Source organism: Lysobacter oryzae DSM 21044, assembly GCF_059568595.1.
This window is the reverse complement of record NZ_JCANTQ010000014.1, coordinates 120,511-133,717: the sequence shown is the minus strand read 5'-3', so window position 1 is coordinate 133,717 and position 13,207 is coordinate 120,511. Positions and strand designations below refer to the sequence as shown.

Here is a 13,207-nt window from a genome sequence, read left to right as displayed (position 1 = left end):
TCAAGCAAGGGCCCGTCTTATCGCCTTCCCCAGGCTCACTCGGTCTCGTCGCCTTCCTCGGCGCCCTCACCGGACTGCACGTGTCCGCCGCCGGGGCCAACGCGCACGTTGCGCGCCGGAACGACCGTGGAAATCGCGTGCTTGTAGACCATCTGGCTGACGGTATTGCGCAGCAGCACCACGAACTGGTCGAACGATTCGATCGTGCCCTGCAGCTTGATGCCATTCACCAGATACACCGAGACCGGCACGCGCTCGCGCCGCAAAGCATTCAGGAACGGGTCCTGCAAGGATTGCCCCTTCGACATCGTTTTCCCCACTGTGTTTCTAGTTATAGGTGGCGATGGAGCGCGACCACGGCACCTTCCCATCGCGTCGCCGGCGCTGTCCCCGCACCGATGACGGTTCGATGGTAACCCAGCCGGGCGCGAAGCGAGCGGGGCGGCGCCCGGGTTTGCGTGAACGGGTCGGCAGATGTGCGTTTGCCGGGGTCAGGCCGGCAGGAACAGCCGCAGAGCCCCTTCCAGCGCCTCGCGTTGCTGCAGCGGGTCGAACCAGCGTGCGTCCAGCTCCCCCCGCAGCCACGTGAGCTGGCGCTTGGCCAGCTGGCGCGTGGCATAGATCCCGCGATTGCGGAACTCCGCGGCGTCGAATCGACCGTCCAGATGCTCCCATGCCTGCCGATAACCGACCGCGCGCAAGGCCGGCAGGTCCAACGGCCGCGGATGCGCCTGCAGCGGCCCCAGTGCGCGCAGGCGGCGGACCTCATCGAGGAAGCCGGCGGCGAGCATCGCGTCGAAGCGCTGTTCGATACGTCCATGGAGCACGACGCGCTCGCTGGGCGCGAGCACCAGCTTGAGCACGCGCAGCGGCAGGCGCGGCGCACCCGCGGCGGACCGCCGCCATTCGCTGATGGTGCGCCCCGACAGGCGAAAGACTTCGAGCGCACGCTGGATGCGCTGGGCGTCGGTCGCGTGGATCCTTGCCGCCGCTTCCGGATCGATGCGCTGCAACTCGGCATGCAGGCCGTCCCAGCCGCGCGTTGCCGCCTCGTCTTCGATCCGCGCGCGCATCGCCGGATCGGCTTCCGGCATGTCGGAGAGTCCGTGCAACAGGGCGTGGAAGTACAGGCCCGTCCCGCCCGCCAGGATCGGCAACCGGCCCCGACCGACGATGTCGTCCAGCGCCTTGCGGGCATCGGCGGCGAATTCCGCGGCCGAGTACGCCTGCCACGGATCGCGCAGGTCCAGCATGTGGTGACGGACTGCCGCCCGCTCCGCCGCCGTGGGCTTGGCGGCGCCGATGTCGAGTCCCCGATAGACCAGCGCGGAATCGACGCTCACGATCTCGCCGCCCAGCCGCTGCGCCCACTCGAGCGCCAGCGCGGTCTTGCCCGAGGCGGTCGGGCCCATCAGGGCGATGGCGATGGGACGCGTGTCCTGGCTCATGCCGTGGCTTCACACAGGACCGCTGCCGGATACATGCCGCCTCGTCGCGTTGGGGTCCGTGTCGAAGCGCGGAAGCTTACCGCGCCGTTTGCATTCGCGTCGGCGCGGCAGGATCGCTAGCCTAGGCGCACGCCGATCGCGGAGCCCGGACCATGTCGACCTTGTTGATCGCCGCGGGCGCAGTGGCGCTGGTCGCCGTTGCATGGGTGGCCTCCCGCAACAGCCGCTCGAGCCGTTCCTCTTCGACGTACTACGCAGACGGCTCGGGCGGATCCGATGCCGGCGACAGCGGAAACCCTTCCGCGGACTGCTCCGATGCACCCGGCGATGGTGGCGGCGGATGCGACGGCGGTTCCGATGGTGGCGGCGGTGATTGAGCCGCGCCGGCCGATGATTGCCTTCCGGCACGCCGGCGGCTGCCATTGCGGCGCGCTGCGCTGGACGCTGGAAACACGCCACCCGCTGGACGGGTTCACGCCGCGCGCCTGCGATTGCGATTTCTGCACGCGCCATCGCGCTGCCTGGGTATCCGACGCGCAGGGAGCCTTGCGGATCCGCGGCAGTGCCGAGCACCTGCGACGCTATCGCCAGGGTTCGGCGCAGGCCGACTTCCTGTTCTGCAACGGCTGCGGCGTGCTCGTCGCGGTCGTGTGCCCGACCGATGACGGCCTGCGCGGCGCGGTCAACCGCAACAGCTTCGACGAGCGTCGCCTGCTGGGTGCGGAAGTCGTCGCTTCGCCGCAGCAACTGGCCCCGGACGCCAAGCTGGCGCGCTGGTCCCAGTTGTGGACGCCGACGGTGCTGTCCTGAGGCGCCGAACTTGTTCACAGCATCTGTGGACAGTTTTCCCGGACATCCTGTGGACAACTGGCTGAGCGCCTTGCGCGACAAGGCTGTCAAGCGGGTTGGCGAAAAAATGACCAGATATTTTTTGCGGCCGCAATGGTGAAAATTTAGCCAACCCCCTTGACAGCCTTGCGCCTGCTGGGCGGCAGCGACTTGTCCACAGGATGTTCTGGAGGATTGCCCACAGCCCTTGTGCACAAGTGACGACCGGGCTCAGTCGTCGTCGGGCCAGCGGATCGCGGGCGTCGCGGACCTGGCCCGCGGCGACGGCTGCGCTGCCACGGCATTCCAGACCTTGAGCGCATCGACAGTTGCGGCAACGTCGTGCACGCGCACCAGCCGGGCGCCGCGCTGTGCGGCGATCAGGTGCGCGGCCACCGATCCAAAAACCCGGTCGCGCGGGTCATCGCGGCCGGTCAGCTCGCCGATGGTCTTCTTGCGTGAGAGGCCCGCCAGCAAGGGCACGCCGAGCTCGCCAAAGCGTTCCAACTGGGCCAGCAGGATGAGGTTGTGCTCGCGGCCCTTGCCGAAGCCGAAACCCGGATCGACCACGATCTGCTTCTTGGCGATGCCAGCCATCTCGGCGGCAAAGATGCGCTCGGCGAGGAAGCGATGCACTTCGGCGACGACATCGTCGTACTGCGGCGCTGCCTGCATCGAACGCGGCTCGCCCTGCATGTGCATCAGCACGACCGGTACGCCGAGCGCCGCGGCCGCCTCCAGCGCGCCTTCGCGGCGCAGCGCCTGCACGTCGTTGATCATGCCGGCGCCGGCGGCTACCGCGGCGCGCATGACCTCGGGCTTGGAGGTATCGATGCTGATCGGCAGCGAGGTCTGCTTCGCAAGATGTTCGATGACGGGGATCACCCGCCGCAACTCTTCCTCGACGCCAACCTCCTGCGCCCCGGGCCGCGTCGACTCGCCGCCGATATCGAGGACGTCGGCCCCTTCCTGCGCCAGGCTCAGCGCATGCGTGACGGCCGCATCCACCGTGGCGTGTTCGCCACCGTCGGAAAAGGAGTCCGGCGTAACGTTGACGATGCCCATGACGCGGACGCGGTCGAGGACCAGCGCGCGGCCGTTGCAATCCAGGCTGGGGGACAGGTCGAACATCGTGGTGTCTCTTCCGTCGCAAAGAAAAAGGCCAGAGCGGACTCTGGCCTTTTCGGATTGCAGCGGCAAGCGCCGGATCAGGTCTGCGCGGCGGGGCCGCCGATCGGCGGAAGCGGCGGAATCTCCGTCGACTTGCCGTTGCCGGTCTTGCCCCAGCCTTCCGGCGGCGGCGGCTCGCGCCCTTCCATGATCGCATCGATCTGCCTGGCGTCGATGGTCTCGTAGAGCAGCAACGCGTCGGCCATCGAGTGCAGCTTTTCGAGGTTCTCCTGCAGGATCTCCGTGCTGCGCGCGTAGGCCCGGTCGAGGATGTCGCGCACGACTTCGTCGATCTTGCGCGCGGTCTCGTTGGAGACGTTCTTGTGCTGGGTCACCGAGCGGCCCAGGAACACTTCGTCCTCCTCCTCGCCGAAGGTGATCGGGCCCAATTCGGACAGGCCCCACTTGGTGGCCATGTTGCGGGCCATCTTGGTCGCGCGCTCGATGTCGTTGGACGCGCCGGTGGTGACCTTGTCGGCGCCGAAGATCAGTTCCTCGGCGACGCGCCCGCCATACAGCGAGCACAACTGCGACTCGATCGCGACCTTGTTGTAGCTGTACTTGTCGCCCTCCGGCAGGTACATGGTCACGCCCAGCGCGCGACCGCGCGGGATGATCGTGACCTTGTAGACCGGGTCGTGCTCGGGGACGAGGCGGCCGACGATGGCATGGCCGGCTTCGTGGTAGGCGGTGAGCTTCTTCTCGGCTTCGCTCATCGCCATCGAGCGGCGTTCGGTACCCATCAGGATCTTGTCGCGCGCGCGGTCGAAGTGGTCCATGCGGACCTCCTTCGCGTTCTCGCGGGCGGCGAACAGCGCGGCCTCGTTGCAGAGGTTGGCGAGGTCGGCGCCGCTGAAGCCCGGCGTGCCGCGAGCGATGGTCATCGGCACCACGTCGTCGGCGAGCGGCAGCTTGCGCATGTGCACGCGCAGGATCTGCTCGCGGCCCTTCACGTCCGGCAGCCCGACCACGACCTGGCGGTCGAAGCGGCCCGGGCGCAGCAGCGCCGGATCGAGCACGTCGGGACGGTTGGTCGCGGCGATCACGATTACGCCTTCGCCGCCTTCGAAGCCGTCCATCTCGACCAGCAACTGGTTGAGGGTCTGCTCGCGCTCGTCATGGCCGCCGCCCAGGCCGGCGCCGCGATGGCGGCCGACCGCGTCGATCTCGTCGATGAAGATGATGCACGGGGCGTGCTTCTTGGCCTGCTCGAACATGTCGCGCACGCGGCTGGCGCCGACGCCGACGAACATCTCGACGAAGTCGGAACCCGAGATGCTGAAGAACGGCACCTTGGCCTCGCCGGCGATCGCGCGGGCGAGCAGGGTCTTGCCGGTACCCGGCGGGCCCACCATCAGCACGCCACGCGGGATCTTGCCGCCGAGCTTCTGGAACTTGCCCGGATCGCGCAGGAACTCGACCAGCTCCTGCACTTCTTCCTTGGCCTCGTCGCAGCCGGCGACATCGGCGAACGTCACCTTGACCTGGTCCTCGCCCTGCATCTTGGCGCGCGACTTGCCGAAGCTCATGGCGCCCTTGCTCCCGCCCTGCTGCATCTGCCGCATGACGAAGATCCAGAAGCCGACGATCAGCAGGATCGGCAACAGGTTGAACACGATCGACCAGAACGACGGGCCGGTGCTCGGCGCCTTGCGCGTGATCTCGACGTTGTGGTTGACCAGGTCGTTGACCAACTGGTCGTCGGACGGGCCGAACACGCTGCCGCTGGTGTTGTCCTTGCGCTCGAACTTGAGCGCGTTCACGGCGAGGTTGGTGTCCTCGGTGAACTCGACCGACTTGATGCGATCGCCCTGCACGTCCTTGATGAACTGGGAGTAGGTGACTTCGGGCGATGCCGACCCCAGGCCCGTACGCGGGCCGAACGCCTGGAACACCACCATCAGGACGACGGCGACGATGACCCAGAGCAGGAGATTTTTTGCGAGATCGTTCATTGGTTTGCCCGTTCAGCCGTCCATGCCAGCCTGAATGCACACTCGTGCGGAATCACCGGAAAAACCGGGCCGCTAGAGTCGCAGAAAACCGCGGAAATATCCGGGCTCAACCCATCAATTCACGCAACTGCCGTCCTCGCGGACAGGTTCACTTCATCTGCGCCAGCTTTCTCTGCGCCAGCGCATAGACCTCCGGCGATCGCTTGCGCGAGGCCGCAGGCTTGCGGATCACGACCTTGGCGTAGCGCCGGCGCAGTTCGCGCACGTAATCGTCGAAGCCGACGCCCTGGAACAGCTTGATCAGGAACGTGCCCCCGACGCGCAGGTGGCGGTCGGCGAAATCCATCGCCAGCTCCGCCAGATGCATCGCCCGCGGCAGGTCCACCGCGTCCACGCCACTCATATTGGGGGCCATGTCGGACAGGACAAGGTCCACAAGTTGGCCATCCAGCGTCGCTTCCAGACGCGCCAGTACGGCGTCTTCACGAAAATCGCCGTGGAGGAACTCCACGCCGGCCAAGCCCGGCATGTCCAGGATGTCCAGCGCGATCACCCGCCCCTTGTCGCCCAGGGCCTGGCGGACCCATTGCGACCAGCCGCCGGGCGCGGCGCCCAGGTCGACCACCACCATGCCCGGCTTGAGCAGGCGGTCGCGTTCGACCAGTTCCTCGAGCTTGTAGGCCGCGCGCGAACGCAGGCCCTCGGCCTGCGCCTTCTTCACGTAGGGGTCGGAAAAGTGTTCCTGGAGCCAGCGATGGCTGCTTTTGCTGCGGGTGGCCACAGGGCGCTCGGCCGGGAAATATGGGGCGCCATGATACCCTGCACGCCCCTTTCCGCCCCTGACGTGACGCGCATGAGCACCGCCCTGACCGCCGCCCAGACCCGTTTCCTGCGCGGCCAGGCGCACGATCTGCGGGCGATGTTGCAGGTGGGCGGCAAGGGTGTGACCGACGCACTGCTGGCCGAGATCGACCTGGCCCTCGAGCACCACGAGCTGATCAAGGTGAAGGTCGCCGCGGAAGATCGCGACGCCCGCGATGCCATGATCGGCGACATCGCCGAGCGCGTCGGCGCCGCGCTGGTCCAGCGCATCGGCCATACCGCGGTGCTGTACCGGCCGAGCAAGGACAAGCGGCAGATCGTGCTGCCGCGGGCCTGACCGCCAGGCCAGCCATGCAGCTGAACCTGGAGCATCCGGATCATGAGTTCCTGCTGCGCGGGGCCGACGGCGCGGTGGCCGTGGTCAACGACCGTCGGCTGACCGCCAGCTTCGTCATCGCCCCCGATCGGTTGGTCGAAGCCTGGGCGGTGACGGATGCGCGCTCGCTATCGCCCTCGGATCTGGAGCCGCTGTTCGCCCTCGACCCCAAGGTCGTGCTCCTTGGCACCGGGCCGACCCAGGTGTTTCCGCCGGCCGCGGCCATGGCGGCCTGCCTGGGGCGCGGTATCGGCATCGAAGCGATGACCAATGCCGCCGCGGCTCGCACCTTCAACGTGCTCGCCAGCGAAGGCCGGCGCGTGGTGGCCGGGTTCATCCTGCAGCCTGCTCCCTGATCGCCTGTCCCCGCTCATGGTTCCCGGCCAGACGCCGGCCCGGAGCGTGAGGCCTGAGCCATCGGTTCGACAGACTCGGCCGGCCCGCCGCAGTGGTAAAACGGCGCCAGCGACCGCCCGAATGGAATCAGCCGGTGAACCGCAAGAGCCTTCCGATCACCCTTGCATTTGTGCTGGCCTGTGGCCCCGCCTGCGCGCAGGGCCCCCGCACCCCTGCGCCAGCGGACGTACCGCTGCGCAAGCCCGCACAGGTGCCCGCCCTGCCCTTGGCCATTCGCCTCGATCTGGAGCAGCGCGGCTGCCTCATCCCGCAGGGCCAACGGCATGCCAACGTCGTGAGCGGTCGCTTCGGATCGGCGGCCCAAAGGGACTGGGCGGTGTTGTGCTCGCGCGACGGCAGCTCATCCTTGCTCGTGTACTGGCGCGGCGACGTCCGGGACGTGCTGGTCGGGCCGGGATCGTCCGACCTGGAGTGGATGCAGTGGCAGGGGCCGGATGAAGGCTGGCAATACATGCACTACATTGCGACGGCGACGCCGAAGATCATCCGTCGCTTGGCCGAGGCCTTCGAAGATCCGTCCGAGCTGCCCGTGCCGCTGGACCACGACGGCATCGAAGAGGGCGACGCCGGCAAGGCCTCCACCATCCGCTACTGGCAACACGGCCAATGGTTGGAGCTGGCGGGAATGGATTGAGGCGTCAGCGCTTGGGCAGGTAGGCCAGCGGGTCCACCGGCTTGCCGTTGTAGCGGATCTCGAAGTGCAGCATGTCGCGCGGCGCGCCGGTGCGCCCCATCACCGCGATCTGCTGCCCAGCTTTCACCAGCGCGCCTTCGTTGACCATGCGCGCGCGGTTGTGGCCGTACGCCGACAGCCATGCGTCGTTGTGCTTGATGATGATCAGCTCGCCGTAGCCAACGAGGCCGGCACCGGAATAGACCACGACACCATCGGCCGCCGCACTTACCGGCGTGCCGCCATCGCCGGTGAGGTCGATGCCCTGCCGGGTCGGCTCGCCCGCGACGAAACGGTTCAACAAGGCGCCGTCGGCCGGCCAGCGCCAGCGGATGTTGCTCGTCGGCGCGGCGGGCGCCGGTGGCGCCGCTGCGGGTGGCGCGACGGGACGCTCTCCTGCCGGAGTAGCGGCCGCTGCCGGACGCGTGGGAGGCGTCGTGCTCGCAGTCGTCGATGCCGGCGGCCGCGAAGCCGGACTCGGCGCGCTCTCGCCAGCACGCGGATACAGGCGCAGGTTCTGCCCCGGATAGATCGTGTAGGGAGCGCTCAGTCCATTCCACGCGGCCAGGTCACGAACATCGATGCCATTGCGGAACGCGATGCCGTAAAGCGTATCGCCCCGCTGCACCTTCGCCGTGGCGCCGTACCTCGGGGTGGATGCGCGCGGCGCGGGCAGCCTGTCGGCTCCGCTCGTGCGGACGACGGTAGTCGTGCAAGCCGCCAACGCGAACGCGAACGCGAACGCGGCGACAGCGAACAGTGCGGTAGCTCGTGTGCGCTTGCTCATACGCCCTGTCGTGCCCTCCAGACGAGCCAGGCGACCAGCGCTGCGAGCAGCGCGGCGGCGATCCAGCCGATGGGTTCGATATAGCGGCGCAGCGCCTCCTCGGCACGCGGACCGCCGATGCGGATCACCGCGGCCAGCAGGAACACGCGCTTGCCGCGGCCGATCAGCATGCTCAGCACGTACTGCAGCATCGGCACGCCGACGATGCCGGATGCCCAGGTGAACACCTTCATCGGGATCGGCATGAAGCCGCCCAGGACCAGGAAGGTGAACACGGCCCAGGGCGACTGCGCCATCTTCGCCTGCACCAGGGCGATCCCCGACTCGATACCGTGCAGCATGCCCAAGGCGGCGAACACCGGCTTGAGCGCCTCGAAGGCGTAGTGCCCCAGCGCATACCCTACCAGCGCGCCGACCATGGAGCCGGCGAGGCTTAGCGTGGCGAACCAGAACGCGCGCCGCGGCTGGCCCACGCACATCGGCGCGAGCATCACCTCCGGCATCACCGGAAAGATGATCGCTTCGAAGAAGCTCAACAGCACCAGGTACACCGGTGCACGGCGGTCGCGCGCCCAGCGCAGGGCACGGTCGTAGAGCGGACCAAAGATCTTCAATCGACCATCCCGGAAAGCAGGGGCACGAACACGACTGGCGCCAACACTTCCTGCGTGACCTGGCCGTCGGCGTCCTTGTGCAGTTTCATCAGCGATTGCGAAGACGCCCCCCCGACCGGGGCGATGAGGTTGCCGCCGGGCGCGAGCTGCGCGGTCAGCGCCTCGACCAGCGCCGGCGCGGCCGCGGTGACGAGGATCGCGTCGAACGGGCCGTTCTCGGGCCAGCCGATGCGGCCGTCGTCATGCTTGCTGCGGATGTTCATGCCGAGCGTGCGAAAACGTTTGCGTGCCGTGCGCAGCAGTTCGCCGATGCGCTCCACCGTGTGCACTTCCAGCCCGAGCGCGGCGAGCACGGCGGCCTGGTAGCCCGAGCCGGTGCCGATCTCGAGCACCTTTTTCGGTGCGCCTTCGAGCAGGGCTTCGGTCATCTTCGCCACCACCCAGGGCTGCGAGATCGTCTGCCCCTGGCCGATGGGAAGCGCGGTGTCCTCATAGGCGCGCGTGGCCAGCGCCTCGTCGACGAACAGGTGGCGCGGCACCGTGCGGATCGCGTTGAGCACGCGTTCGTCGCGGATGCCGGTGTCGCGCAGGCGGTCGACCAAGCGGTCGCGCACCCGCTGGGAGGTCATGCCGGTGCCGATGGCGTCGGGCTGCAACTTCATGCGCATCATCATGCGGCCTTCCCGGTCGACGCGGCGAGACCGTACACCCAACTGGCGACCTGCTCGAGCGCGGTGTAGCGCGTCAGGTCGACCTGGATCGGAGTGATCGAGATGTGGCCGCTGCGCACCGCGTGGAAGTCGGTACCGGCGCCCGAATCGGCCTCCGGACCGGCCGGGCCGATCCACCACCATTGCCGTCCGCGCGGGTCGCGCTGCGGGATGCAGGGCTCGGCGCGATGGCGGTTGCCCAGGCGCGTGGCCTCGAAGCCCGCCAGTTCCTCCCAGGGAAGGTCGGGAACGTTGACGTTGAGGATGGTGTCCGCCGGCAGCGGCTCGGCCACGAGCCGCGCGATGATCTCGACGGCGGCCCGCGCCGCCGTTTCGTAGTGCTGGCCGTTGTGGTCGCTGGTCACCAGGGACACGGCCACGGCCGGCAGGCCCAGGAACCGCCCTTCCATCGCCGCCGCGACCGTGCCCGAGTAGATGACGTCGTCGCCGAGGTTGGCGGTGTTGTTGATGCCCGAGACCACGATGTCGGGCTCGACCTCGAGCATGCCGGTGATGGCGACGTGGACGCAATCGGTGGGCGTGCCGAACACGCGCCAGATGTCGGCGTCCTGCTGCACCACCCGTACCGGCATGTCCAGGGTCAGCGAGTTGCTGGCCCCGGAGCGGTCGCGGTCGGGAGCGACCACCAGCACTTCGTGCCCGGCGGCGCGAAGGCCCGCGGCCAGAACCTTGATACCGGGGGCGTCTACACCGTCGTCGTTGCTGACCAGAACGCGCATCTATCGGGAAATTGGGGGATTGGAGCGGAGCCGGCATGATAGCCGATGACCGATCGTGCCCCCGCGTCTTGCGCCAACCGCGACCGCCAACGCGCTACGCTCAGCCGATGTCAGACGAAGACGACGACGCCGACCTGTTCCGCTCCGCCGTCGGTCCGGTGCGCCGGATCCGCGAGTCGGCGCCGCCGCCGCCCGCACCCAAGCCCAAGCCGCGTGCACGCATGGCAGAGCGCGACGAAGCGGCCGCGCGGGAGGAATTCCGGCACGCGCTGGATGCATCGCTGCTGGACGCAGGCGATGCGCTGTCCTATCGGAGCGAGGCCTTGCCCCCGCGCACGCTGCAGCGCCTGCGGCGTGGCGAGATCGCGGTGCAGGACGAGCTTGACCTCCACGGCGCCGACGCCCGCGAGGCCGAGGGATTGCTGCGCGCCTTCCTCACGCACGCGCGCGAACACGACGCCGGCTGCGTCCGGATCATCCATGGCAAGGGGCTGCACGGCGGCGGCTCCATCCCCTTCACGGGCCGCGATGCACCGGTGCTCAAGAACCTGGTTGATCGCCTGCTGCGTCAGCGCGCAGACGTCCTGGCCTTCCATTCCGCGCCACCTGCACAGGGCGGCACCGGAGCGGTCCTGGTCCTGCTGGCGCCGCGCCGGCTTCGCCCTGCCTGAGGCGGCCCCAGGACAGGGAGAACCGGACGGCGCAACGACTTATTCCTGCTTCGCGACGATCTTCCTCGGCGGGTTGACCCAGGTCAGGTCGATGCCACGACGGCGCGCGGCGGCTTCGACGCGAGCCATGTAGAGCTCGTCGTTGTCGAGGCGCGTCTGCGGATAGCTCTTGGCTTCGGGGGCGTAGCTGGTGGTGCCGCCGCTGCTTGCGCATGCAGCCAGCCAGACCACTGAAGCGGACAACACAGCCATGCGTAGTTTCATGACGGCATCTCCAGTCGATGCGCCCCTGCGCTTGCCGCAAGAGCGGCCCCGGCTTGCCGGGTGCAATTCCGGCTTATACGCCCGCCGCCAACAGCGGCCAGTGTAGTGAATGTCTTTCCGACGAGCGGTCGTCAGGCGGCAACTGACGAGGTGACTTCGCCAAGTTCTGCCAAGACCGACGTGGCATAGCCCCCTGGCGGCAGGCCGAACGACAGCTCCAGCGTCGTCGCATCGATCCAGCGCCAGGCCATGTCGCTCGGCCTGAGGCGCAGCGGACGCCGCTCCTGTTCGAGTCCCGCGGCCTCCAGTCCGCGGCGCAGCTTGGAGCCGAGATCGCCCGCAACGGCCGCCGCCTCCAGTCCGGCCGCGGCCTCCAGCGTGCGCAGCTCGCCACGCCCCCAGAGCGGGCCAGTGGGGTGGATGTCGAACGCGGCCAGGCGCTGCGCCAGCCCTTCGGTAAACGGCTCCGGTCCGAACACGCTGCGACTCCCATCCAGCGACCACACTTCACCGGTCAACGGCTTGTCCCAGTAATCGGCGCGCACGCGGGCCGCAAGCACGCGATTGAACAGTTCCGATCGCGCGGCGGACAGCAGCAGCGTGCGCTCCTCGCGGCGGACCCGGCGCCCGGAGAACATTGCCAGCGCCTGCTCCACGTTGTCGCCGTCGCGGCCGAAGCGTTGCACGCCGAAGTAATTGGGTACGCCGCGCGCGGCGATTGCCTGCAGTCGCTGCTCGATCGCGGCCGGCTCTCCCTGCACGGAGCGCAGCACGATCACGAACCTGTTTCCAGTCAGCGCTCCGCGCGGCAGTTTGCGCGCATGCCATGCGTGTTCCAGGACCCGCATGTCGGCGGATTCCAGAGCGGCAATGTCGGGCGCCACTTTCTTGGGCAGGTGCACGCTGAAGCGTTGCCGGGTGACGGCGTGCCGGTCCTTCAATCCGGCGTAGCTCACTCCCGAATCGGGAACATGAGCCCACTGCGCGATGCGCTTGGCCGCGAAGACCGTGTTCATTCCGCGCTTCTCGACGGTCAACAGCAGGTGTTCGCCGCTGCCACTGGGAGCGAAGGCCGGGAGTTCCTCCACGAAGAAATCCTCGGGCGCGACGCGCATGCGCGCTGTCAGCACGGCCTCGCCATGGGCCCGCGGCAATGTCTGTTTTTCGTCCACTTCTTCTACCTGAAATTCGCCGCGGGTTATCGCGCCACCAGCAGGACCACGGCCTGCGCGGCAATGCCCTCGCCCCGGCCCGTGAATCCGAGGCGTTCGCTGGTGGTGGCCTTGATGCTGATGGCGTCCGATTCCACCTGCAGGTCCGCGGCGATCAGCTCGCGCATCGCAGACGCATGCGGGCCGACCTTCGGAAGTTCGCACACCACCGTGACGTCGGCATTTCCCACGCGCCAGCCGCGATCGGCCAGCAGCTGGTTGCAGTGCCGGAGGAACGCGCGACTGTCGGCGTCCTTCCATTGCGGGTCGCTGGGCGGGAAGTGCTGGCCGATGTCGCCCAGAGCGAGCGCGCCCAGCATGGCGTCGCACAGCGCATGGAGCACCACGTCCCCATCCGAATGCGCTAGCACGCCACGCTCGTGCGCGATGCGCACGCCACCGAGCACCACGTGGTCGCCTTCGCCGAAGGCGTGGACGTCGAAACCCTGGCCGATGCGGAAATTCATGGTCGATGCCTTACGACGCCGCCGGCGCCAGGTCGGACGAGTGTGGGACAAATG

Annotated in this window: 18 protein-coding genes; 6 read left to right on the top strand and 12 right to left on the bottom strand. The window is 68.2% G+C overall.

Annotated elements, in window-relative coordinates; all coding sequences use genetic code 11:
* Positions 1–35: 35 nt before the first annotated feature.
* Positions 36–308, bottom strand: a complete 273-nt coding sequence (gene hfq / locus BP05_RS14565) for an RNA chaperone Hfq (RefSeq protein ID WP_496364719.1) — start codon at positions 306–308, stop codon at positions 36–38.
* A 183-nt stretch (positions 309–491) separates the two neighbouring features.
* Positions 492–1,448, bottom strand: a complete 957-nt coding sequence (gene miaA / locus BP05_RS14560; protein WP_496364717.1) for a tRNA (adenosine(37)-N6)-dimethylallyltransferase MiaA — start codon at positions 1,446–1,448, stop codon at positions 492–494.
* Between the two features lie 152 nt (positions 1,449–1,600).
* Between miaA and BP05_RS14555 the strand changes: the two genes are divergently transcribed.
* Positions 1,601–1,825 carry a hypothetical protein gene (locus BP05_RS14555; protein ID WP_496364715.1) on the top strand — a complete coding sequence of 75 codons (225 nt, stop codon included), beginning with the start codon at positions 1,601–1,603 and terminating at the stop codon, positions 1,823–1,825.
* Between the two features lie 13 nt (positions 1,826–1,838).
* Positions 1,839–2,258, top strand: a complete 420-nt coding sequence (locus BP05_RS14550; RefSeq protein ID WP_496364713.1) for a GFA family protein — start codon at positions 1,839–1,841, stop codon at positions 2,256–2,258.
* Positions 2,259–2,507: 249 nt separating this feature from the next.
* Here the strand turns inward: BP05_RS14550 and folP are convergent, their stop codons facing one another.
* From folP to rlmE, 3 genes are all read right to left on the bottom strand, one after another.
* Complete coding sequence (folP, locus tag BP05_RS14545; RefSeq protein ID WP_496364711.1) at positions 2,508–3,407, bottom strand: dihydropteroate synthase; 900 nt, start codon at positions 3,405–3,407, stop codon at positions 2,508–2,510.
* Positions 3,408–3,484: 77 nt separating this feature from the next.
* Positions 3,485–5,401, bottom strand: coding sequence for an ATP-dependent zinc metalloprotease FtsH (gene ftsH / locus BP05_RS14540; RefSeq protein WP_496364709.1), 1,917 nt, complete (start codon positions 5,399–5,401; stop codon positions 3,485–3,487).
* 148 nt (positions 5,402–5,549) lie between these two features.
* Positions 5,550–6,182, bottom strand: coding sequence for a 23S rRNA (uridine(2552)-2'-O)-methyltransferase RlmE (gene rlmE / locus BP05_RS14535; RefSeq protein ID WP_496364707.1), 633 nt, complete (start codon positions 6,180–6,182; stop codon positions 5,550–5,552).
* Positions 6,183–6,254: 72 nt separating this feature from the next.
* Here rlmE and yhbY point away from each other — a divergent pair, with 72 nt between their 5' ends.
* The 3 genes from yhbY to BP05_RS14520 all read left to right on the top strand — a co-directional run bounded on the left by yhbY (position 6,255) and on the right by BP05_RS14520 (position 7,650).
* Complete coding sequence (yhbY, locus tag BP05_RS14530; protein ID WP_496364705.1) at positions 6,255–6,560, top strand: ribosome assembly RNA-binding protein YhbY; 306 nt, start codon at positions 6,255–6,257, stop codon at positions 6,558–6,560.
* A 14-nt stretch (positions 6,561–6,574) separates the two neighbouring features.
* Positions 6,575–6,955 (top strand): Mth938-like domain-containing protein, encoded by a 381-nt coding sequence (locus BP05_RS14525; protein WP_496364703.1) that lies wholly within the window; start codon positions 6,575–6,577, stop codon positions 6,953–6,955.
* 134 nt (positions 6,956–7,089) lie between these two features.
* Positions 7,090–7,650, top strand: a complete 561-nt coding sequence (locus BP05_RS14520) for a hypothetical protein (protein WP_496364701.1) — start codon at positions 7,090–7,092, stop codon at positions 7,648–7,650.
* Positions 7,651–7,654: 4 nt separating this feature from the next.
* On the opposite strand, the gene BP05_RS14515 is transcribed toward BP05_RS14520, so the two are convergent.
* From BP05_RS14515 to surE, 4 genes are read right to left on the bottom strand one after another with little or no spacing between them, the layout of a single operon-like run.
* A complete protein-coding gene (locus BP05_RS14515; RefSeq protein ID WP_496364699.1) occupies positions 7,655–8,476 on the bottom strand; it encodes a peptidoglycan DD-metalloendopeptidase family protein in 822 nt (273 codons plus the stop codon).
* On the bottom strand, positions 8,473–9,090 hold the full coding sequence (locus tag BP05_RS14510) for a YqaA family protein (RefSeq protein WP_496364697.1): 618 nt from the start codon (positions 9,088–9,090) through the stop codon (positions 8,473–8,475). Before BP05_RS14510 ends, BP05_RS14515 begins: the two co-directional genes overlap by 4 nt.
* Positions 9,087–9,764 (bottom strand): protein-L-isoaspartate(D-aspartate) O-methyltransferase, encoded by a 678-nt coding sequence (locus tag BP05_RS14505; RefSeq protein WP_496364695.1) that lies wholly within the window; start codon positions 9,762–9,764, stop codon positions 9,087–9,089. Before BP05_RS14505 ends, BP05_RS14510 begins: the two co-directional genes overlap by 4 nt.
* A complete protein-coding gene (gene surE, locus BP05_RS14500) occupies positions 9,761–10,540 on the bottom strand; it encodes a 5'/3'-nucleotidase SurE (protein WP_496364693.1) in 780 nt (259 codons plus the stop codon). The genes BP05_RS14505 and surE overlap by 4 nt, the downstream gene beginning before the upstream one ends.
* Positions 10,541–10,647: 107 nt before the next feature.
* Between surE and BP05_RS14495 the strand changes: the two genes are divergently transcribed.
* Complete coding sequence (locus BP05_RS14495; protein WP_496364691.1) at positions 10,648–11,211, top strand: Smr/MutS family protein; 564 nt, start codon at positions 10,648–10,650, stop codon at positions 11,209–11,211.
* A gap of 39 nt (positions 11,212–11,250) precedes the next feature.
* Here BP05_RS14495 and BP05_RS14490 read toward each other — a convergent pair whose 3' ends face one another.
* The 3 genes from BP05_RS14490 to ispF form a co-directional block, all read right to left on the bottom strand.
* Positions 11,251–11,463 (bottom strand): hypothetical protein, encoded by a 213-nt coding sequence (locus tag BP05_RS14490; protein WP_496364689.1) that lies wholly within the window; start codon positions 11,461–11,463, stop codon positions 11,251–11,253.
* A gap of 143 nt (positions 11,464–11,606) precedes the next feature.
* The gene (gene truD, locus BP05_RS14485; protein WP_496364687.1) at positions 11,607–12,647 is read right to left on the bottom strand and encodes a tRNA pseudouridine(13) synthase TruD; all 1,041 of its coding nucleotides are present in this window, start codon (positions 12,645–12,647) and stop codon (positions 11,607–11,609) included.
* 26 nt (positions 12,648–12,673) lie between these two features.
* Entirely contained in the window at positions 12,674–13,153 is a 480-nt protein-coding gene (gene ispF / locus BP05_RS14480; protein WP_496364685.1) for a 2-C-methyl-D-erythritol 2,4-cyclodiphosphate synthase, read from the bottom strand.
* Positions 13,154–13,207 lie beyond the last annotated feature (54 nt).